The organism is Enterobacter sp. LM3 (genome assembly GCF_046622475.1).
Taxonomy (GTDB): Bacteria; Pseudomonadota; Gammaproteobacteria; order Enterobacterales; family Enterobacteriaceae; genus Enterobacter; species Enterobacter cloacae_P.
In genome coordinates this window covers 290692-312636 of sequence record NZ_JBJURN010000004.1, presented here as the reverse complement: position 1 = coordinate 312636, position 21945 = coordinate 290692, and the positions used below count along the sequence as shown (strand labels likewise).

General features: G+C 56.0%; 19 protein-coding genes. 17 read left to right on the top strand and 2 right to left on the bottom strand.

Annotation, left to right across the window (positions count from 1 at the left end):
* Positions 1 to 100: 100 nt before the first annotated feature.
* A complete protein-coding gene (locus tag ACJ9N4_RS07490; RefSeq protein WP_411500378.1) occupies positions 101 to 739 on the top strand; it encodes a DUF1007 family protein in 639 nt (212 codons plus the stop codon).
* Positions 730 to 1710: a nickel/cobalt transporter gene (locus tag ACJ9N4_RS07485; RefSeq protein ID WP_182918783.1), complete on the top strand. Its 981-nt coding sequence runs from the start codon at positions 730 to 732 to the stop codon at positions 1708 to 1710. Before ACJ9N4_RS07490 ends, ACJ9N4_RS07485 begins: the two co-directional genes overlap by 10 nt.
* 67 nt (positions 1711 to 1777) lie before the next feature.
* Here the strand turns inward: ACJ9N4_RS07485 and suhB are convergent, their stop codons facing one another.
* Positions 1778 to 2581 carry an inositol-1-monophosphatase gene (suhB, locus tag ACJ9N4_RS07480; RefSeq protein WP_182272295.1) on the bottom strand — a complete coding sequence of 268 codons (804 nt, stop codon included), beginning with the start codon at positions 2579 to 2581 and terminating at the stop codon, positions 1778 to 1780.
* 131 nt (positions 2582 to 2712) lie between these two features.
* Between suhB and trmJ the strand changes: the two genes are divergently transcribed.
* The 11 genes from trmJ (at position 2713) to sseB (ending at position 11533) form a co-directional block, all read left to right on the top strand.
* Positions 2713 to 3444, top strand: coding sequence for a tRNA (cytosine(32)/uridine(32)-2'-O)-methyltransferase TrmJ (trmJ, locus tag ACJ9N4_RS07475; protein ID WP_182272294.1), 732 nt, complete (start codon positions 2713 to 2715; stop codon positions 3442 to 3444).
* 221 nt (positions 3445 to 3665) lie between these two features.
* Entirely contained in the window at positions 3666 to 4157 is a 492-nt protein-coding gene (gene iscR, locus ACJ9N4_RS07470; RefSeq protein ID WP_182272293.1) for a Fe-S cluster assembly transcriptional regulator IscR, read from the top strand.
* Between the two features lie 184 nt (positions 4158 to 4341).
* Entirely contained in the window at positions 4342 to 5556 is a 1215-nt protein-coding gene (gene iscS, locus ACJ9N4_RS07465) for a cysteine desulfurase (protein ID WP_182272292.1), read from the top strand.
* A gap of 27 nt (positions 5557 to 5583) precedes the next feature.
* A complete protein-coding gene (gene iscU / locus ACJ9N4_RS07460; protein WP_003860661.1) occupies positions 5584 to 5970 on the top strand; it encodes a Fe-S cluster assembly scaffold IscU in 387 nt (128 codons plus the stop codon).
* Positions 5971 to 5983: 13 nt separating this feature from the next.
* Positions 5984 to 6307 (top strand): iron-sulfur cluster assembly protein IscA, encoded by a 324-nt coding sequence (iscA, locus tag ACJ9N4_RS07455; protein WP_003860659.1) that lies wholly within the window; start codon positions 5984 to 5986, stop codon positions 6305 to 6307.
* 77 nt (positions 6308 to 6384) lie between these two features.
* Positions 6385 to 6900 carry a co-chaperone HscB gene (gene hscB, locus ACJ9N4_RS07450; protein WP_182918782.1) on the top strand — a complete coding sequence of 172 codons (516 nt, stop codon included), beginning with the start codon at positions 6385 to 6387 and terminating at the stop codon, positions 6898 to 6900.
* Positions 6901 to 6914: 14 nt separating this feature from the next.
* On the top strand, positions 6915 to 8765 hold the full coding sequence (gene hscA, locus ACJ9N4_RS07445; RefSeq protein ID WP_196390349.1) for a Fe-S protein assembly chaperone HscA: 1851 nt from the start codon (positions 6915 to 6917) through the stop codon (positions 8763 to 8765).
* 1 nt (position 8766) lies between these two features.
* Positions 8767 to 9102: an ISC system 2Fe-2S type ferredoxin gene (gene fdx, locus ACJ9N4_RS07440; RefSeq protein ID WP_182272289.1), complete on the top strand. Its 336-nt coding sequence runs from the start codon at positions 8767 to 8769 to the stop codon at positions 9100 to 9102.
* Position 9103: 1 nt separating this feature from the next.
* The gene (gene iscX / locus ACJ9N4_RS07435) at positions 9104 to 9304 is read left to right on the top strand and encodes a Fe-S cluster assembly protein IscX (protein WP_411500377.1); all 201 of its coding nucleotides are present in this window, start codon (positions 9104 to 9106) and stop codon (positions 9302 to 9304) included.
* Positions 9305 to 9357: 53 nt separating this feature from the next.
* Positions 9358 to 10644 (top strand): aminopeptidase PepB, encoded by a 1287-nt coding sequence (gene pepB / locus ACJ9N4_RS07430; RefSeq protein WP_411500376.1) that lies wholly within the window; start codon positions 9358 to 9360, stop codon positions 10642 to 10644.
* A gap of 112 nt (positions 10645 to 10756) precedes the next feature.
* Entirely contained in the window at positions 10757 to 11533 is a 777-nt protein-coding gene (gene sseB, locus ACJ9N4_RS07425; protein ID WP_182272286.1) for an enhanced serine sensitivity protein SseB, read from the top strand.
* A 49-nt stretch (positions 11534 to 11582) separates the two neighbouring features.
* On the opposite strand, the gene sseA is transcribed toward sseB, so the two are convergent.
* A complete protein-coding gene (gene sseA / locus ACJ9N4_RS07420) occupies positions 11583 to 12434 on the bottom strand; it encodes a 3-mercaptopyruvate sulfurtransferase (protein WP_411500375.1) in 852 nt (283 codons plus the stop codon).
* Between the two features lie 257 nt (positions 12435 to 12691).
* Here sseA and ACJ9N4_RS07415 point away from each other — a divergent pair, with 257 nt between their 5' ends.
* The 4 genes from ACJ9N4_RS07415 (at position 12692) to ACJ9N4_RS07400 (ending at position 21895) form a co-directional block, all read left to right on the top strand.
* Positions 12692 to 17644 (top strand): alpha-2-macroglobulin family protein, encoded by a 4953-nt coding sequence (locus tag ACJ9N4_RS07415; RefSeq protein ID WP_411500374.1) that lies wholly within the window; start codon positions 12692 to 12694, stop codon positions 17642 to 17644.
* Between the two features lies 1 nt (position 17645).
* Positions 17646 to 19970 carry a peptidoglycan glycosyltransferase PbpC gene (pbpC, locus tag ACJ9N4_RS07410; RefSeq protein ID WP_182274557.1) on the top strand — a complete coding sequence of 775 codons (2325 nt, stop codon included), beginning with the start codon at positions 17646 to 17648 and terminating at the stop codon, positions 19968 to 19970.
* Positions 19971 to 20127: 157 nt separating this feature from the next.
* A complete protein-coding gene (gene ndk, locus ACJ9N4_RS07405; protein ID WP_182272283.1) occupies positions 20128 to 20559 on the top strand; it encodes a nucleoside-diphosphate kinase in 432 nt (143 codons plus the stop codon).
* A gap of 169 nt (positions 20560 to 20728) precedes the next feature.
* Positions 20729 to 21895, top strand: a complete 1167-nt coding sequence (locus ACJ9N4_RS07400) for a bifunctional tRNA (adenosine(37)-C2)-methyltransferase TrmG/ribosomal RNA large subunit methyltransferase RlmN (RefSeq protein ID WP_182272282.1) — start codon at positions 20729 to 20731, stop codon at positions 21893 to 21895.
* Positions 21896 to 21945: the final 50 nt, after the last annotated feature.

The window sequence follows — 21945 nt, the reverse complement described above, 5'->3', positions numbered from 1 at the left end:
TGATAAGGATAGCTAAAGGATGGGCGCTGAAAAGCGCACCGGCAGGCCTTTCACTCAGGATTGCTGGTGAACATCACAGAATTTTTGACGTGAGGAATTGATGCAAATAGTTAAACAAAGTGCGATGACGTTATTTTTGGCGGTTTCCACTTTCGCCGCCAGCGCACATCCTCACAGTTTTATCAGCCTGAAAACCGGGCTGGTAACCGACGGGGGGCAGCTCAGTGGCCTTAAAATGCGCTGGACGATGGATGAAATCACCTCGGCTGACCTGCTTTATGATGCGGGAAACGCAAAGCCAGGCGATGAGATCTGGAAAAAGCTGGCGGCGGAAGTGATGGCTAACGTACTGGGTCAGCACTACTTCACGGAGTTCTGGCATAACGGGCAAAAGGTGAAATTTCTGAACCGCCCGACGGAGTATGGTATGTCGCGCGATGGTCATCAGGCGGTGTTAACGTTTGTGCTCCCGCTGGCGCAACCTCAGCCGCTGGCAGGACAGACGTTCACCTTCTCAACCTTTGACCCGACTTACTACGTTGATATGAGCTACGCAGAGGACAGCGACGTGCAACTGCCCGCGACGCTGCAAAAAACCTGCAAAATAGCGGTTCACACGCCGAAACCCAGAGAAGAGACGCTGAACTTTGCGGTCTCACTCGACAAGGAAGATGCCCCACCTGAGGATATGGAGTTGGGTAAACAGTTCGCGCAGGAGGTGACGTTACAATGTCAGTGATCGCCTCTCCGGTTCGGAAACCGCGCCGCTGGCTACACCTCTGGCCGCTGGCGCTCTTTTTGCTGTTAGCCATTTTCGGTTCGCTGTGGCTGTGGCAAGCCTGGCCCCAGGTGCTGATGAAAAGCATCATCTGGCAGCGCGAGCTTAACCAGCAGATGAGCGGGCTGCTGAAGGCCGTGGCGGAAAACCCGACCAAAGCGGGTGGCTCTCTGCTGGCGTTCAGCTTTATCTACGGTGTACTGCACGCTCTGGGGCCGGGGCATGGCAAGATTGTGATCACCACCTGGCTTGCCACCCATCCTTCGAAACTGAAATCAAGCATCGGTCTGACGCTGGCCTCTTCACTGCTTCAGGGCGGCGTGGCGATTGTGCTGGTCGCGGTCGTCCTTTCGCTTTTACAACTTCCTGCTCGTCAGTTGCACATGAGCAGTTTCTGGCTGGAGAAGGGGAGCTATGCGCTGGTGGGTGTGCTGGGGTTCATCCTCTGCTGGCGGGCGTTGAAAAAACTGCGCCAGTTACTGCAAAAAACCAAATTTAAAACCTTTATGCCGCATCACGTGCATGATGCCCACTGCGGCTGCGGGCACCAGCATCTGCCGACGCAGGAACAGCTGCAGAACGGCGACGACTGGCGCGCACGTTTAATGATTGTTCTTTCGATGGGAATGCGCCCGTGTTCGGGAGCGATTATGGTGTTGCTGTTCAGTAAGGTGATCGGTGTTTTCGGCTGGGGGATGCTCTCGGCGCTGGCGATGGCCGCGGGAACGTCACTCACTATTTCGTCGCTGGCGTTGCTGGTACACAGCTTCCGTCAGCTGGCGGTAAAACTCAGCGGTAATAAAACACCGGTGCTATGGCGACAGATAGGGTGGACAACGCTCGCGCTGGCGGGCGGCGTAATTTTGCTGGTGGCGGCGATAACGATGTGGATGAGTGCGGTGCCGGTGGGCAGGGGATTGAGGCCGTTTTAGTCGGGTGCGGTCTGATGTCCTCACCCTGACTTTAACCCTCTCCCACGGGGAGAGGGAATGACCGGGATTAACGCTTCAGCGCGTCACTCAGTTCATCACGCATGTTTGCCAGCATGGCTTTAACGACGCGAGGGTTACCTGCAACGATGTTGCCGGTAGACATATAGTTGTGGCCGCCGGTGAAGTCGCAAACAATCGCACCTGCTTCACGTGCGATCAGCTCGCCCGCAGCAAAGTCCCACGGCTTCAGTGCCAGTTCGAAGTAACCGTCAACGCGACCGGTCGCAACGTAGGCCAGATCCAGCGCAGCAGAACCGGTGCGACGGAAGTCAGCACATTCGGTGAACAGTTTGCCCAGGATATTCATATAGGTGGTTGCGTGCTGTTTCGCCTTGAACGGGAAACCGGTCGCCAGAATGGTACCGTCCAGATCGCGTGCATTGCTGCAGCGCAGACGGTAGCCGTTCAACTGTGCGCCCTGGCCACGGGTGGCGGTGAACAGTTCGTTACGCATTGGATCGTAAACCACGGCGACTTCAGTACGGCCTTTGATGCGTACTGCAATAGATACAGAGAAGTGTGGCAGGCGTTTTACAAAGTTGGTGGTGCCATCCAGTGGATCGATAACCCATTGAACATCCTGATCGGTACCTTCATGTTCACCGCTTTCTTCGGTGATGATGGTGTGCTGCGGGTAAGATTTGCGGATCGTTTCGATAATAATCGCTTCTGCGGCTTTATCGACGTTAGTCACGAAATCATTGCTGCCTTTCTGGCTGGTTTCTACGGAGTCAGGGGTTTCGTAGTGTTTGGCAATTACATTACCCGCCTTGCGCGCTGCGCGCACGGCGATGGTCAGCATCGGATGCATCGGTCTCTCTCACTGGATGTTAAAGAACGGGAAAATCGGCGCAGAGTATAGCAGCGAGATCGGAATCTGTCTCTCGTTTATGGTAATATGTCCGAATATTCTTCAGACACTGAATTCAGACGTAAAAAAATATGCTGCAAAACATTCGAATCGTGCTGGTCGAAACCTCGCACACCGGCAATATGGGCTCTGTTGCTCGCGCTATGAAAACGATGGGTTTAACAAACCTGTGGCTGGTTAACCCACTGGTGAAACCAGACTCTCAGGCGATTGCCCTGGCGGCCGGAGCCAGTGATGTGATCGGCAACGCACAGATTGTCGATACTCTGGACGAAGCGCTGGCAGGCTGCAGCCTGGTGGTAGGAACCAGCGCCCGTTCACGTACGCTGCCGTGGCCAATGCTGGATCCGCGCGAATGCGGCCTGAAAAGTGTCGCTGAAGCAGAACAGGCACCGGTTGCGCTGGTATTTGGTCGTGAGCGCGTTGGCCTGACCAACGACGAGCTGCAGAAATGCCACTACCACGTCGCGATTGCGGCCAACCCGGAATACAGCTCGCTGAACCTGGCGATGGCCGTGCAGGTTATTTCCTATGAAGTGCGCATGGCATGGCTGGCGACGCAGGAAAAAGAGAGTGCAGAGCCTCAGGAAGAGACAGCGTACCCGCTGGTGGATGACCTGGAGCGCTTCTATGGTCACCTGGAGCAGACGCTGCTTTCCACCGGTTTTATCCGCGAAGGTCATCCGGGGCAGGTGATGAATAAGCTGCGCCGCATGTTTACCCGCGCACGCCCTGAAAGCCAGGAACTGAACATCCTGCGCGGCATTCTGGCGTCGATTGAGCAGAAGAATAAAGAAGAGTAGTACCTGTTTGGTATCTCCCTCTCCCCGTGGGAGAGGGGCGGGATGAGGGCATCAGGCCGCACCCATGCTATGAAGGCACAGAAAGTTAAATACCTGACTAAAACAGTCAAGTAAATAGTTGACCAATTTAGTCGGGAATGTCAGACTTGGCCCTGCTATGCAATACCCCCATTTTACAATAAAAAACCCCGGGCAGGGGCGAGTTTGAGGTTAAGTAAGACATGAGACTGACATCTAAAGGGCGTTATGCCGTAACCGCGATGCTGGACGTTGCACTCAACTCCGAAGCGGGCCCGGTTCCATTGGCAGATATTTCTGAACGACAAGGGATCTCCCTCTCTTATCTGGAACAGCTGTTCTCCAGACTGCGTAAAAATGGACTGGTTTCCAGCGTTCGTGGCCCAGGTGGCGGTTATCTGCTGGGTAAAGACGCGGGCAGTATTGCGGTAGGTGAAGTCATTAGCGCAGTTGACGAATCTGTTGACGCGACCCGTTGCCAGGGTAAAGGTGGTTGCCAGGGCGGCGATAAGTGCCTGACCCACGCGCTGTGGCGCGATCTGAGCGACCGTCTGACCGGCTTCCTGAACAACATCACCCTGGGTGAACTGGTTAATAACCAGGAAGTTCTGGATGTCTCTGGCCGTCAGCACAACCATGATTCACAACGCAGCACCCGCGCGCAAGACGCAATCGACGTTAAATTACGCGCTTAATTTGCCCGTTATATTTTGTGCCGCAACTGCGCTGGCCGCACTTGCTGCAACACGAACTATTTAGGGCAAAGATTATAAGATTTCAGAATCAGGCCGGGGCGAAGACAGCCCCGTGTACTCGGTCGTACATCCAGCCGGTTGCCTGATTCCTTGCATTGAAGCGATGTACGGAGTTTATAGAGCAATGAAATTACCTATCTATCTCGATTACTCCGCAACCACGCCGGTGGACCCGCGTGTTGCCGAGAAAATGATGCAGTGTCTGACCCTGGACGGAAACTTTGGTAACCCAGCTTCCCGTTCACACCGTTTTGGCTGGCATGCTGAAGAGGCGGTCGATATCGCCCGTAATCAGATTGCTGACCTGGTGGGTGCCGACCCGCGTGAAATTGTTTTCACCTCCGGTGCGACCGAATCCGACAACCTGGCGATCAAAGGTGCAGCCAACTTTTATCAGAAAAAAGGCAAGCACGTCATCACCAGCAAAACCGAACATAAAGCCGTGCTGGATACCTGCCGCCAGCTGGAGCGTGAAGGGTACGAAGTGACCTATCTGGCTCCGCAGAGCAACGGGATCATCGACCTGAAAGAGCTCGAAGCGGCGATGCGCGATGACACCATCCTGGTTTCCATCATGCACGTGAACAACGAAATCGGCGTCGTACAGGATATCGCGACCATTGGCGAAATGTGCCGTGCGCGCGGCATCATCTATCACGTGGATGCGACCCAGAGCGTGGGCAAACTGCCTATCGACCTGAGCCAGCTGAAAGTGGATCTGATGTCCTTCTCCGGCCACAAAATCTATGGCCCGAAAGGCATCGGTGCGCTGTACGTGCGTCGTAAGCCACGTATCCGCATCGAAGCACAGATGCACGGCGGTGGTCACGAGCGCGGCATGCGTTCAGGTACTCTGCCTGTTCACCAGATCGTGGGTATGGGTGAAGCGTACCGCATTGCGAAAGAAGAGATGGAAACCGAGATGGCGCGCCTGCGCACATTGCGTAACCGTCTGTGGGACGGCGTGAAAGATATGGAAGAAGTGTATCTGAACGGCTCCCTCGAGCAGGGCGCTCCAAACATCCTCAACGTCAGCTTCAACTATGTTGAAGGTGAGTCGCTGATCATGGCGCTGAAAGACCTGGCGGTTTCTTCCGGTTCTGCCTGTACGTCTGCAAGCCTGGAGCCATCCTACGTGCTGCGTGCACTGGGTATGACCGACGAGCTGGCACACAGCTCTATCCGTTTCTCTTTAGGTCGTTTCACTACCGAAGAAGAGATTGACTACACCATCAAGCTGGTTCGCAACTCCATTGGTCGTCTGCGCGATCTTTCTCCACTGTGGGAAATGTTCAAACAGGGCGTGGATCTGAACAGCATTGAATGGTCACATCACTAATCGGTACCCAATAAGGAGAATTCAATCATGGCATACAGCGAAAAAGTCATCGATCATTACGAGAACCCGCGCAACGTTGGCTCTTTTGACAACAGCGATGAATCTGTCGGTAGCGGCATGGTCGGTGCACCGGCGTGCGGCGACGTGATGAAGTTGCAGATTAAAGTCAACAATGAAGGTATCATTGAAGACGCGCGCTTCAAGACCTACGGCTGCGGTTCTGCTATCGCTTCCAGCTCCCTGGTAACCGAATGGGTAAAGGGCAAATCTCTGGACGAAGCACAGGCAATCAAGAACACGGACATTGCTGAAGAACTCGAACTGCCACCGGTGAAAATTCACTGCTCTATCCTGGCAGAAGACGCGATCAAAGCCGCTATTGCGGATTATAAAAGCAAACGTGAAGCAAAATAATTGAGGTTTGAGTATGTCGATTACCCTTAGCGACAGCGCTGCCGCGCGAGTAAGCTCTTTTCTGGCGAACCGTGGTAAAGGCTTTGGCCTGCGACTGGGCGTACGTACCTCCGGCTGTTCTGGTATGGCTTACGTACTGGAGTTTGTTGATGAACCGGCGTCTGACGACACCGTGTTTGAAGACAAGGGCGTGAAGGTGGTGGTCGATGGCAAAAGCCTGCAATTCCTCAACGGCACTCAGCTGGACTTTGTAAAAGAAGGCCTGAACGAAGGGTTCAAATTCACGAACCCGAACGTCAAAGACGAGTGTGGTTGCGGCGAAAGCTTCCACGTTTAACCGTGCGTCATCCGATGAACCCCACCGCAGTAACCTGTGCGTGGGGTTTGTTTTAATCGGCTACCCCTGAGATTGTTATGGATTACTTCACTCTCTTCGGACTACCCGCTCAATACCCGATTGATCTCCAGGCGCTGACGATCCGTTTTCAGGATCTGCAACGTCAGTATCATCCGGACAAATTCGCCAGTGGTACTCAGTCAGAGCAATTGGCTGCGGTTTCACAATCTGCGACCATCAACCAGGCCTGGCAGACGCTGCGCCACCCGCTGACGCGCGCAGAATATCTGCTTTCGCTCCACGGTTTTGACCTGGCGAGCGAACAGCACACCGTGCGCGATACGGCGTTTTTGATGGAACAGCTGGAACTGCGTGAAGAGCTGGATGAGATTGAACAGGCTAAAGACGAAGCGCGTCTGGAAAGCTTCATCAAACGCGTGAAGGTCATGTTCGATTCCCGCCATCAGCTGATGGTGGCGCAACTGAACGACGAGACCTGGGATGTGGCGGCAGACACTGTGCGCAAACTCCGTTTTCTCGATAAACTGCGAAGCAGTGCGGAACAATTCGAAGAAAAGCTGCTCGATTTTTAATTTCGGAAGCAATTATGGCCTTATTACAAATTAGTGAGCCTGGCTTAAGTGCCGCACCGCACCAGCGTCGTCTGGCGGTGGGTATTGACCTGGGCACCACCAATTCCCTCGTGGCGACCGTGCGTAGCGGCCAGGCGGAAACGCTGGCTGACGAGCAGGGCCGCCATCTGCTGCCTTCCGTGGTCCACTACCAACAGCAGGGTCACGTGGTTGGCTATGACGCACGCGCTAACGCTGCGCGCGATCCGGCTAATACCATCAGCTCTGTGAAGCGCATGATGGGCCGTTCTCTGGCCGATATTCAGACCCGTTATCCGCATCTGCCGTATCAACTGCAGGCAAGTGAAAATGGCCTGCCGATGATGGCAACGGCAGCCGGCCTGCTGAACCCAATCCGCGTCTCGGCAGACATCCTCAAGGCGCTGGCAGCGCGTGCTACGGCAACGCTCGGCGGCGATCTGGACGGTGTGGTGATCACCGTTCCGGCCTATTTCGATGATGCACAGCGTCAGGGTACCAAAGACGCGGCGCGTCTGGCGGGCCTGCACGTTCTGCGTCTGCTGAACGAACCGACGGCAGCCGCTATTGCCTACGGCCTCGACTCTGGTCAGGAAGGGGTGATTGCGGTTTACGATCTCGGCGGCGGGACTTTTGATATCTCTATTTTGCGCTTAAGCCGTGGCGTTTTTGAAGTGCTGGCCACCGGCGGAGATTCCGCGCTGGGTGGTGATGACTTCGACCATCTGCTGGCCGATTTCATTCGCGAGCAGGCGGGCATTGCCGATCGCAGCGATGCGCGTGTACAGCGTGAACTGCTGGATGCGGCTATCGACGCCAAAATTGCGCTCAGCGACGCGCAGGCTGTCACGGTTAACGTGGCGGGCTGGCAGGGTGAAATCACCCGTGAACAGTTTAATGACCTGATCACTTCTCTGGTAAAACGCACGCTGCTGGCCTGCCGTCGCGCACTGAAAGATGCGGGTGTTGAGGCAGACGACGTGCTGGACGTGGTTATGGTGGGTGGCTCTACCCGCGTGCCGCTGGTGCGTGAGCGCGTAGGTGAATTCTTTGGCCGCACGCCGCTGACCTCCATCGATCCGGACAAAGTGGTTGCCGTTGGCGCGGCTATCCAGGCCGATATTCTGGTCGGCAACAAACCAGACAGCGAAATGCTGCTGCTCGATGTGATCCCGCTCTCTCTGGGGCTGGAAACGATGGGCGGCCTGGTGGAGAAAGTGATCCCGCGTAATACCACCATTCCGGTGGCGCGTGCGCAGGAGTTCACCACCTTTAAAGATGGTCAGACCGCGATGTCCATCCACGTGATGCAGGGCGAACGCGAACTGGTGCAGGACTGCCGTTCACTGGCACGCTTTGCGTTGCGCGGTATTCCGGCACTGCCAGCGGGCGGGGCGCATATTCGCGTCACCTTCCAGGTGGATGCGGACGGCCTGCTGAGCGTCACGGCGATGGAAAAATCGACCGGCGTTGAATCGTCCATCCAGGTGAAACCGTCTTACGGTCTGACCGATGGCGAAATCGCCTCCATGATTCAGGATTCAATGAGCTACGCCGAACAGGATGTGAAGGCGCGCATGCTGGCTGAACAAAAAGTGGAAGCCGCTCGCGTGCTGGAAAGCCTGAACGGTGCGCTCGCTGCTGATGCCGCGCTGCTCAGCGCCGCTGAGCGTCAGGTCATTGACGATGCCGCCGCGCACTTAAGCGCAGTGGCGGAAGGCAATGACGCTGACGCAATAGAAGAAGCCATTAAAAACGTTGATAAACAAACCCAGGACTTTGCTGCTCGCCGCATGGACAAATCTGTCCGCGTCGCGCTGAAAGGCCAGTCCGTGGACGAGGTTTAATATGCCAAAGATTGTTATTTTGCCTCATGCGGACCTCTGTCCGGATGGTGCAGTTCTGGAAGCGAAGACCGGTGAAACCATCCTCGATGTTGCCCTGCGTAACGGTATCGAAGTGGAACACGCCTGTGAAAAATCCTGCGCCTGTACGACCTGCCACTGCATCGTGCGTGAAGGTTTCGACTCTCTCGCTGAGAGCACCGAAGACGAAGACGACATGCTGGATAAAGCATGGGGTCTGGAGCCAGACAGCCGCTTAAGCTGCCAGGCCACGGTGACCGATGAAGATCTGGTCGTGGAATTCCCACGCTACACCATCAACCACGCACGCGAGCATTAATATGGGACTGAAGTGGACAGATAGCTGTGAAATCGGCGAAGCACTCTTTGATGCTAACCCGGATCTCGATCCGAAAACCGTACGATTCACCGACATGCATCAGTGGATTTGCGATCTGGAAGATTTTGATGATGATCCCAACGCATCCAATGAAAAAATTCTGGAGGCGATTCTGTTAGTCTGGTTAGATGAGGCTAACTAAATCACATTACGGGCTGCCTTCAGGCGGCCCGTTTGCTAATAAGGATAAATAAAATGACCGAAGCGATGAAGATTACGCTCTCTACACAGCCTGCGGATGCACGCTGGGGCGAAAAAGCCACTTACAGCATCAACAACGACGGTATTACCCTGCACCTGACTGGCAACGATGATTTGGGGCTGATCCAGCGCGCGGCGCGTAAAGTGGATGGCCTGGGTATTAAACATGTCCTGCTGGACGGTGAAGGCTGGGATACTGACCGCAGCTGGGCATTCTGGGCAGGTTACAAAGGCCCGAAAGGCACCCGTAAAATTGAGTGGGCGAACCTCGACGCTGCGGGCCAGAAAGAGCTGGAAAGCCGTCTGACCATTATCGACTGGGTGCGTGACACCATCAACGCCCCGGCGGAAGAGCTTGGTCCTGAGCAGCTGGCACAACGTGCCGTTGACCTGTTGTGCGGCGTGGCGGGCGATAAGATGTCTTACCGTATAACCAAAGGTGAAGACCTGCGCGAACAGAACTACATGGGGATCCACACCGTGGGCCGCGGTTCTGAACGTCCACCGGTGTTGCTGGCTCTCGATTACAACCCAACCGGTGATAAAGAAGCGCCGGTCTTTGCCTGCCTGGTCGGCAAGGGCATCACCTTCGATACCGGCGGTTACAGCCTGAAGCAGAGCGCATTCATGGACTCCATGAAGTCCGATATGGGCGGCGCGGCCACTATTACCGGTGCGCTGGCATTCGCCATCACCCGTGGTCTGAACAAACGCGTGAAGCTCTACCTGTGCTGTGCAGACAACATGGTCAGCGGTAATGCCTTCAAGCTGGGCGACATCATTCGCTACCGTAACGGTAAAAACGTCGAAGTGATGAATACCGATGCAGAAGGCCGCCTGGTACTGGCCGATGGCCTGATTGACGCGTCTGCGCAGAAGCCAGAGCTGATTATCGACATGGCAACCCTGACCGGTGCGGCGAAAACCGCGCTGGGTAACGACTACCACGCACTGTTCAGCTTTGACGACAAGCTGGCAGCCCGCCTGCTGGTGAGTGCCGCTGCGGAAAACGAACCGTTCTGGCGTCTGCCGCTGGCCGAGTTCCATCGTAGCCAGCTGCCGTCTAACTTTGCCGAGCTGAACAACACCGCAAGTGCAGCGTACCCGGCGGGTGCGAGCACTGCAGCAGGCTTCCTGTCTCACTTCGTAGAGAACTACCATGAAGGCTGGCTGCACATTGACTGCTCCGCAACGTACCGTAAAGCGGCGGTTGAGCAGTGGTCTGCGGGCGCGACCGGTCTGGGCGTACGTACCGTTGCGAACCTGCTGACGGCTGAGTAATCGTCATTGCCCTCACCCTAACCCTCTCCCACGGGGAGAGGGGGATGGTTTGCTCCCTCTCCCTTGAGGGGGAGGGCCGGGGTGAGGGGGAAATGCATCATCTGGAATTGTTATGTCCGAAACCAAAAACGAATTAGAAACCCTGCTGGAACAGGCGGCGACCGAGCCCGCCCACCGTCCGGCATTTTTCCGCACGTTGCTGGAATCCACCGTCTGGGTGCCGGGAACCGCAGCAGAAGGTGAGCAGGTCGTTGAAGACAGTGCGCTGGATCTGCTCCACTGGGAGAAGGACGATGGCACTTCGGTGATCCCGTTCTTCACCTCTCTGGAAGCGCTGCAGGAAGCGGTGGAAGACGAACAGGCGTTCGTCGTCATGCCCGTTCGCACGTTATTTGAAATGACGCTGGGTGCAACGTTGTTCCTCAACGCCAAACTGCCGACCGGGAAAGAGTTCACGCCGCGTGAAATTAGCCATCTGATTGGCGAAGAAGGTAACCCGCTCAGCACGCAGGAAGTGCTGGAGGGGGGCGAGACGTTGCTGTTATCAGAAGTGGCAGAACCGCCTGCGCAGATGATTGACTCCCTGACCACGCTTTTCAAAACCATCAAGCCGGTGAAACGCGCGTTCCTTTGCTCCATTAAAGAGCGTGCGGACGAGCAGCCAGTGCTGCTGATTGGTATTGAAGCGGACGGTGATATCGAAGAGATCATTCAGGCGACGGGAAGCGTTGCCACCGATACGTTGCCGGGCGATGAGCCAATTGATATCTGTCAGGTGAAGAAAGGTGAGAAGGGCATCAGCCACTTTATTACCGAGCACATCACGCCGTTCTATGAGCGTCGCTGGGGCGGGTTCCTGCGCGATCTCAAAACCAACCGCATTATCTAAACGCGGCGGGGTGAAGACTCACCCCGCCGTATTTCTTAGCAGGCCGCTCTCAGCGGGTAGGCTCAGGCTCAACCGGCAGATCGTCGCGGGCTCCCCATTCGCTCCAGGCTCCGTCGTACAGCGTCACGTCGTTTGCGCCAAGGGTTGCAAGCGCCAGAATCACCACGCACGCCGTCACGCCAGATCCACAGCTGGCAATAATCGGACGATGTAAATCGACGCCCTGACGGTCAAAAATGGTGTGCAGCTCGTCGGTAGTTTTCAGTTCACCCTCAAACACCAGATCGCCCCACGGTACGTTCAGCGCACCCGGAATATGACCACGCTTCAGGCCAGGACGAGGCTCATCGGCTTCGGCGTTGAAACGTGGTGCGGGGCGGGCATCGACAATTTGTGCCGTTTTTTCATGACTGATAACCAGAACATCGGTCAGGCGTTTCACGACGTTTGCGTCAAACGTTGCGTCGAAATCCCCTTCAGGCAGCGTCACGTCACCTTGTTGCAGTGGCAGCTCGTCGCGCTTCCAGCCTGCGAGACCGCCCGCCAGAATTGAAACTTTTTCGACGCCGAAGTTTTTCAGCATCCACCACGCACGCGGCGCAGAGAAGAGGTTACCTTCGTCGTAGACCACCAGGTGCTTGTCACGACTAACGCCAAGCTCGCGCATCGCCACGGAAAACGCTTCCGGGCGCGGCAACATGTGTGGCAGAGAAGAGGTGTGGTCGGACAGGGCTTCGATATCAAAAAACACTGCACCTGGCAGATGCCCTGCGCGGTATTCGCCGGGAATATCGCGGTGCTCTTGCCCGGGAGGGGCCATCCGGGCATCAATAATCTGGACTTCCGGGTCGTCACTGTGCTCAATCAGCCAGTCGGTGGCGACAAAATATGAGGTGGACATGGTTGCCTCCATTCTTTTCCGTAAAAAAGGATTGTCGGTGTTTTTTCTGACACCGACAAGCAGAGCGCGTTCAACTCGCGAGCAAGCCCTTATTTTTTCACCGCTTCGTCATCCTGTCCGGTTTTTTGCCGGGGCTGGGTCCCTCGCTTTGCGAGGCGCTTTCCAGATTCTAAAATTGGACTTTTTGTATTAATCAAACTTGAGGATAATACTTATCCGGATGACGACCAACAGGCTCCACGGGCCAGGGACAAAGGATGAAACCGTTTCGCTTAGCCGCGATTTCTCTCGCGCTACTCACCACCTTCACGCTTGTCGGCTGTGATAACAGCGACAATAAACCTCAGGCTGTATCACCCGCAGCATCAACGGCAACTGCAGTAAAAACACCGGAAAAACCCGATGCTGAAACGCTGGCAAAACTGGCTGCACAGAGTCAGGGCAAGGCGCTAACCCTGCTGGATACCTCTGAAGTTCAGCTCGACGGTGCCGCTACGCTGGTACTGACGTTCTCTGTTCCGCTGAATCCCGATCAGGATTTTGCAAAGACGGTGCACGTGGTGGATAAGAAAAGCGGCAAAGTGGACGGGGCGTGGGAGCTTGCGCCGAACCTGAAAGAGCTGCGTCTGCGCCATCTGGAACCAAACCGCAATCTGGTCGTTACCGTTGAACGTGACCTGCAGGCGCTGAACAAGGCGACCTTTGGTATCGATTACGAAAAAGCGCTGACTACCCGGGACGTTGAGCCGACCGTTGGCTTCGCCAGCCGTGGCTCGTTGCTGCCAGGTAAAGTGGTGGAAGGTCTGCCAGTGATGGCGCTTAACGTCAACAACGTGGATGTGAACTTCTACCGCGTGAAGCCTGAATCGCTGGCCTCCTTTGTCAGCCAGTGGGAGTACCGTAACTCCCTGACCAACTGGGAGTCCGATAACCTGCTGAAGATGGCGGAACTGGTTTACACTGGCCGTTTTGACCTCAACCCGGCGCGCAACACGCGTGAGAAACTGCTGCTACCGCTGCGTGATATCAAGCCGCTTCAGCAATCTGGTGTCTACATCGCAGTGATGAACCAGGCCGGACACTACAACTACAGCAATGCCGCGACGCTCTTCACACTAAGTGATATTGGGTTGTCCGCTCACCGTTATCATAACCGTCTCGATATCTTCACCCAGAGTCTGGAAAACGGTGCGGCGCAATCTGGCGTAACCGTCACTCTGTTGAATGACAAAGGGCAGACACTTGCCCAGGCGAACAGCGATGCCGACGGCCATGCAAAACTGGAGACAGACAAAGAGGCGGCGCTGATTCTGGCCAGCAAAGATGGCCAGACCACTCTGCTTGATCTCAAGTTACCAGCGCTTGATCTGGCGGAATTTGATATTGCAGGTAGTCCGGGCTACAGCAAGCAATTCTTTATGTTTGGCCCGCGTGACCTCTACCGCCCGGGTGAAACGGTGATCCTCAACGGCTTACTGCGCGACAGCGACGGCAAACCGCTTCCTGCCCAGCCGGTGAAACTTGATGTACTGCGCCCTGACGGACAGGTGGCTCGCACCGTGGTCGTCCAGCCTGAGAACGGCCTCTACCGCTTTAATTATCCGCTCGACAGCGGAGCGCAAACCGGGATGTGGCATATTCGTGCCAATACGGGCGATAACCTGCAGCGCCTGTGGGATTTCCACGTTGAAGATTTTATGCCGGAGCGTATGGCGCTGAACCTGACCGGACAAAAAACGCCGGTTTCGCCACAGGATACTGTCGATTTTAACGTAGTGGGTTATTACTTGTATGGCGCACCTGCCAATGGTAACTCGCTGCAGGGCCAGCTCTTCCTGCGTCCGCTGCGCGACGCCGTTACTGCGCTGCCGGGGTTCCAGTTTGGTGATATCGCCGAAGAGAACCTGAGCCGTAGCCTGGATGAAGTGCAGATTACGCTGGATGAACAGGGGCGTGGACAGGTTTCCACAGAAAGTCAGTGGAAAGAGGTGCATTCCCCTCTGCAACTGATCCTGCAGGCCAGCCTGCTGGAATCTGGTGGTCGTCCGGTGACGCGTCGTGCCGAGCAGGCTATCTGGCCTGCTACCGAATTACCGGGTATTCGCCCACAGTTTGCCAGCAAGGCAGTGTACGACTACCGCACGGACACTACCGTCAACCAGCCGATTGTTGATGAAAACGGTAACGCCAGCTTCGACATTGTGTATGCCGATGCTACTGGCGCGAAAAAGGCTGTTTCCGGGCTTCAGGTTCGTCTGATCCGCGAGCGTCGTGACTACTACTGGAACTGGTCAGAGAGCGATGGCTGGCAGTCTCAGTTTGATCAAAAAGATCTTGTGGAAGGTGAACAGGAACTGACGCTCAAGGCCGATGAGACAGGCAAAGTCACCTTCCCGGTGGAGTGGGGCTCCTACCGTCTGGAGGTCAAAGCACCCGATGAGATGGTCAGCAGCGTGCGCTTCTGGGCAGGTTACAGCTGGCAGGATAACAGCGACGGTACCGGTGCTGCTCGCCCTGACCGCGTAACGCTAAAAATCGATAAGCCTGCTTACCAGCCCGGCGATACCATTCAGCTGCATATTGCGGCACCGGCTGCGGGCAAAGGCTATGCGATGATCGAATCCAGCGAAGGGCCGCTGTGGTGGAAAGAGATCGATGTACCGGCAAATGGGCTGGATCTCTCCATTCCGGTGGATAAAACCTGGAAACGTCACGATCTTTACCTCAGCACGCTGGTGGTTCGCCCGGGTGATAAATCCAAATCGGCCACGCCGAAACGCGCGGTCGGGTTGTTGCATCTGCCGATGGGTGACGAAAATCGTCGACTGAATATCGCCCTGGATAATCCGCAGAAGATGCGTCCTGACCAGACGCTGTCCGTGAAGGTGAAGGCCAGCGTGAAAGAGGGCGCAGTACCGCAGAAAGTGAACGTACTGGTTTCGGCGGTCGATAGCGGCGTACTGAATATTACCGACTACGTCACGCCGGATCCGTGGCAAGCCTTCTTTGGTCAGAAGCGTTATGGCGCGGATATCTACGATATCTACGGCCAGGTGATCGAAGGTCAGGGCCGTATGGCTGCACTGCGCTTTGGTGGTGACGGTGATGAACTGAAGCGCGGCGGTAAGCCGCCAGTGAACCATGTCACCATTATTGCGCAGCAGACACAACCGGTAGAGCTGGATGCCAACGGCGAAGGCACCATTACGCTGCCGATTGGTGATTTCAACGGCGAGCTGCGTCTGATGGCGCAGGCCTGGACGGAAGAGGATTTCGGCAGCAGCGAAAGCAAGGTGATTGTGGCCGCGCCGGTCATTACCGAACTCAACACGCCACGCTTCCTCGCCAGCGGAGATACCTCCAGACTGACGCTGGATATCACTAACCTGACTGACCAGCCGCAAACGCTGAACGTCGCCTTAACCGCGACCGGCAAGCTGACGCTGGAAGGCGCTCAGCCACAACCGGTTCAGCTCGCTCCAGGTGTCCGCCGCACCATGTTCATTCCGGTTCGTGCACTGGATGGTTATGGTGATGGTGAGATTAGCGCTCAGGTGACCGGCCTTCAGCTTCCTGGTGAGACGTTTGCACCGCAGCAGAAGAGCTGGAAAATCGGTGTCCGTCCGGCATTCCCGGCACAAACGGTGAATACCGGAGCGATGCTGAACCCTGGCGAGTCATGGACCGCACCAGCGCAGCATATCAACGGTTTCTCTCCTGCAACGTTGCAGGGCCAGCTGTTGCTTAGCGGTAAACCGCCGCTGAATCTGGCGCGCTACATTCGTGAACTGCAGGCTTATCCGTACGGCTGTCTGGAACAAACTACCAGTGGTCTGTTCCCGTCGCTCTATACCAACGCAGCACAGTTGACGGCGCTTGGCATCAAAGGCGATACGGACGATAAACGCCGCGCGGCCATTGATATCGGTATCTCCCGTCTGCTGCAGATGCAGCGTGACGACGGGGGCTTTGCACTGTGGGATAAAAACGGCCCGGAAGAATACTGGCTGACCGCCTACGTTACTGACTTCCTGGTTCGCGCAGGCGAGCAGGGCTACAGCGTACCCACCGATGCGGTAAACAATGCTAATAACCGTCTGCTTCGTTACCTGCAGGACCCCGGCACAATGTCCATCCGCTACAGCGATGACACGCAGGCCAGCAAGTTTGCGGTGCAGGCGTATGCCTCGCTGGTACTGGCGCGTCAACAGAAAGCACCGCTCGGTGCGCTACGTGAGATCTGGGATCGCCACGGGCAGGCGGCTTCTGGTCTGCCCCTGATGCAACTGGGTATGGCACTCAAATTGATGGGGGATGCACCGCGCAGCCAGCAGGCGCTGGATCTGGCGCTTAAGACGCCGCGTAACGACAGCAAAAACTGGATGGCGGATTACGGTAGCCCGCTTCGTGATAACGCCCTGATGCTCTCTCTTCTGGAAGAGTACAAGTTGTTGCCGGATGCGCAAAATGCACTGCTCAATACCTTATCTGAAGAGGCATTCAGCCAGCGCTGGCTGTCAACGCAGGAGAGTAATGCGTTGTTCCTGGCCGGACGTTCACTGCAAACTCTGAGCGGGGCATGGCAGGCGAAAACGTCTCTGTCGGATACCGCATCTGGCGGTGACAAGGCGCAGGTACAAAACGTGAACAGTGACCAGCTTGGCGCACTGCAGGTAACCAATACCGGCACTGCACCGCTGTGGGTACGCCTTGATAGCACGGGTTATCCGGAATATGCGCCTCAGCCAGCGTCTAATGTACTGCAGGTTGAACGTCATATTCTGGCGACCGATGGCAGCACGAAATCACTCTCTTCACTGAAGAGCGGCGAACTGGTGCTGGTGTGGCTTGACGTTAAAGCCAGCCAGAACGTACCGGATGCACTGGTGGTGGATCTGCTCCCGGCGGGGCTGGAACTGGAAAACCAGAATCTGGCGAACAGCAGTGCCAGCCTGCAGGACAGCGGCAGCGAAGTGCAGAACCTGCTCAGCCAGATGCAGCAGGCAGATATCCAGCATATGGAATTCCGCGACGACCGCTTTGTGGCGGCTGTGCCGGTTAATGAAGGACAACCGGTCACGCTGGTTTATCTGGCGCGCGCCGTGACGCCGGGAACCTACCAGGTACCTGTCCCGATGGTGGAGTCCATGTATGTTCCGCAGTGGCGGGCAACGGGTGCGGCCAGTGGCCCGCTGATTGTTGTTCCGTAATATGCTGATTGCACGTCTGATACGCTCCCGCTGGCTGTGGCTGGCGGGAGCGCTTCTCATTGTATGGGGGCTTATCTTTGCCGCCGACCGCCTGTGGCCGCTACCTCTGAAAGAGGTTAACCCCGCGCGGGTGGTGGTCGATGAGAAGGGAACGCCACTCTGGCGTTTTGCCGACAGCGAAGGTATCTGGCGCTATCCGGTCACTATTGAAGAGGTATCTCCGCGCTACCTTGATGCCCTGATCCAGTACGAAGATCGCTGGTTCTGGGATCACCCTGGAGTGAACCCTTTTGCAGTGCTGCGTGCCGCCTGGCAGGATCTCACCTCCGGGAAGGTTGTGTCTGGCGGGAGTACGCTCACCATGCAGGTCGCTCGCCTGCTGGATCCACATCCGCGCACCTTTGGCGGCAAGATCCGTCAGCTCTGGCGGGCAATGCAGCTGGAGTGGCACCTCTCCAAGCGTGAGATCCTCACGCTTTATCTCAACCGGGCCCCGTTTGGTGGAACGCTACAGGGAATTGGTGCCGCGAGCTGGACGTACCTGGGCAAACCACCATCACAGCTGAGCTATTCTGAAGCCGCACTTCTCGCGGTATTGCCGCAAGCACCTAGCCGCTTGCGTCCTGACCGCTGGCCGGAACGTGCCGAAGCGGCACGCAATAAAGTGCTTGAGCGGATGGTGACGCAGGGTGTCTGGTCAGCCAGTCAGGTGAAAGAATCCCGTGAAGAGTCTGTATGGCTGGCACCACGGCAGATGCCGCAACTGGCACCACTGTTTTCACGCATGATGCTCAGTAAAAGCCGCGATACAAAAATTGTCACCACGCTGGATGCCGCCCTGCAGCGGCAGCTTGAAGAGCTGGCCATGAACTGGAAATCCCGGTTACCGGCACGCAGTTCGCTGGCAATGATCGTGGTGGATCATACGAATATGAAAGTGCGTGGTTGGGTTGGCTCGGCCGACATCAACGATGACAGTCGTTTTAGCCATGTGGACATGGTTAGTGCGATCCGATCGCCTGGATCGGTGCTGAAACCGTTTATCTACGGTATGGCGCTGGACGATGGCCTGATCCACCCCGCTTCGTTACTTCAGGACGTGCCGAGAAAAACGGGGGATTATCGCCCGGGAAATTTTGACAGCGGGTTCCACGGGCCTGTCAGCATGAGTGAAGCGCTGGTTCGTTCCCTCAACCTGCCAGCCGTCCAGGTGCTGGAAGCGTACGGGCCAAAACGTTTTGCGGGGATGCTGAGCAACGCGGGACTGCCGTTGATCCTGCCTGCTGGTGCGCAGCCGAATTTATCGTTGATCCTGGGGGGCGCAGGCGCACGGCTGGCGGATATCACTGCCGCGTACAGCGCCTTTGCCCGACACGGTAACGCGGGAAGATTGCGCTTACAACCTGGCGATCCGCTGATCGAACGCCCGCTGTTGTCGCAAGGCTCGGCATGGATCATTCGTCGTATTCTGGCTAATGAGGCACAACCGCTGCCGGACGATGCACTGCCACAGGTTGCACCGCTGGCATGGAAAACGGGAACCAGCTATGGCTACCGTGATGCCTGGGCCGTCGGGCTTAATGCCCGCTATGTTATTGGTATCTGGACGGGGAGGCCGGACGGTACGCCAGTGGCCGGGCAGTTTGGTTTTGCGAGTGCTGTTCCGCTGTTGAACCAGGTGAATAATCTGCTTCAGTCGCGATCAACGTTAGATGAGGCGCGTCTGCCGCGTGACCCTCGCCCGGAAAGCGTGGGGCGGGGTGTTATCTGCTGGCCGGGCGGACAATCGCTGCCGGAAGGCAGTGAAAACTGTCGGCGTCGCCTGTCGACCTGGTTGCTGGAGGGCAGCGAACCTCCCACGCTTCTGCTGCCTGAGCAGGAAGGTATTCGTGGGATCCGTTTCCCCGTCTGGCTGGATAAGACGGGTAAGCGCGTCGCGGCAGACTGCCCGGACGCAGCCGAAAAAGTTCTGGATGTCTGGCCGCTGCCGCTCGAACCGTGGCTTCCAGCAACGGAGCGTCGTGCGGTGCGGGTTCCCGCCTCTTCTGCAACCTGCCCGCCACTGTCGCAGGATGCACCTGCGCCACTCATGTTGACGGGTGTGCGTGAAGGCGCGGTTATCAAACGTCTGCCTGGCGAGTCCCGTGTTTCACTCCCGCTGCAGGTGACCGGTAATAGCGGTGAACGATGGTGGTTTTTGAACGGTGAGCCACTGGATGTGAAAGGGCGGGTTTACACACTACAGCTTGATAAATCGGGTGATTATCAGTTACTGGTAATGGATGAGGCGGGGCAGGTGGCGACGGTGAATTTTGTGCTGCAGTAACGTAAAAAGCGCTTTCAGATGTGAGCTGTTGCTAAAACTCGTCTTATTTTAAAAAAATGTTACCTGAATCCATAGGCAATGGCGCTATTGCTCATTATAATCCGCGCCACACCATACTCAGGTATGTAAAACAACAGAACATTTGACAGAGGTTATCATGGCTATTGAACGTACTTTTTCCATCATCAAACCAAACGCGGTGGCAAAAAACGTTATTGGCAGCATCTTTGCTCGTTTTGAATCAGCAGGGTTCAAGATTGTTGGCACCAAAATGCTGCACCTGACCGTTGAGCAGGCGCGCGGTTTCTACGCTGAGCACGAAGGTCGCCCATTCTTTGACGGCCTGGTAGAGTTCATGACCTCAGGCCCGATCGTTGTATCCGTACTGGAAGGCGAAAACGCAGTACAGCGTCACCGCGATCTGCTGGGTGCAACCAACCCGGATAACGCGCTGGCAGGTACTCTGCGCGCGGACTACGCAGACAGCTTCACCGAGAACGGTACCCACGGTTCTGACTCTGTTGAGTCTGCTGCTCGCGAAATTGCCTTCTTCTTCGGTGAAGGCGAAGTATGTCCACGTACCCGTTAATTTAACGGTTTCGTTTACATATTATTTTCGTAAATGCCGCGTGCAAACGTGGCATCCCTGCGCCAGACTTTGTACAATGCAACGCCCCGGATGAGCAGACAGCTTTCCGGGGCGTTTCTTTTCAACCCTCCACGGGCCATAACGTGTAACAACGAGGCCGGAAAAAATTATGTCTGAATTAGTGAATACCTCCGAAGTCGTCATTCCTGCGGTTCCAAATAAAAATGGAAAAATTAACCTGTTGGATCTGAACCGTCAGCAGATGCGCGAGTTCTTTAAAGAGATGGGCGAGAAGCCGTTTCGTGCCGATCAGGTCATGAAATGGATGTACCACTATTGCAGCGACAACTTTGATGACATGACTGACATCAACAAAGTGTTGCGTAATAAGCTCAAAGAAGTGGCGGAAATCCGTGCGCCGGAAGTGGTGGAAGAGCAGCGCTCTTCAGATGGCACCATCAAATGGGCGATTGCCGTTGGCGATCAGCGCGTTGAAACCGTCTACATTCCGGAAGAAGACCGTGCCACGCTGTGCGTGTCATCCCAGGTGGGTTGTGCGCTGGAGTGCAAATTCTGTTCTACCGCTCAGCAAGGTTTTAACCGTAACCTGCGCGTGTCTGAAATCATCGGCCAGGTATGGCGCGCCGCGAAAATCGTGGGTGCAGCAAAAGTGACCGGCACCCGCCCAATCACCAACGTGGTGATGATGGGGATGGGAGAGCCGCTGCTGAACCTGACTAACGTGGTTCCGGCAATGGAAATCATGCTCGACGACTTCGGTTTTGGTCTGTCCAAACGTCGCGTGACGCTGTCTACCTCAGGCGTTGTGCCTGCGCTGGATAAACTGGGCGACATGATTGACGTGGCGCTGGCAATCTCCCTGCATGCACCGAACGACGAAATCCGTGATGAAATTGTACCGATCAACAAAAAGTACAATATCGAAACCTTCCTCGCGGCTGTGCGTCGTTACCTGGAGAAATCCAATGCGAACCAGGGTCGTGTGACTATCGAATATGTGATGCTGGATCACGTGAACGACGGTACTGAGCATGCGCATCAGTTGGCTGAGTTGCTGAAAGATACGCCATGCAAAATCAACCTGATTCCGTGGAACCCGTTCCCGGGCGCGCCGTATGGCCGTAGCTCGAACAGTCGTATCGACCGCTTCTCCAAAGTGCTGATGGAGTATGGTTTTACGACTATCGTGCGTAAAACCCGTGGCGATGATATTGATGCGGCATGCGGCCAGCTGGCAGGCGAGGTGATTGACCGTACCAAACGTACTCTGCGTAAACGCATGCAGGGCGAGACGATTGCGGTCAAATCTGTTTGATTATTATGCACTCACGGCGCATTTTCTGCGCCGTGACGCATAAGCTTACT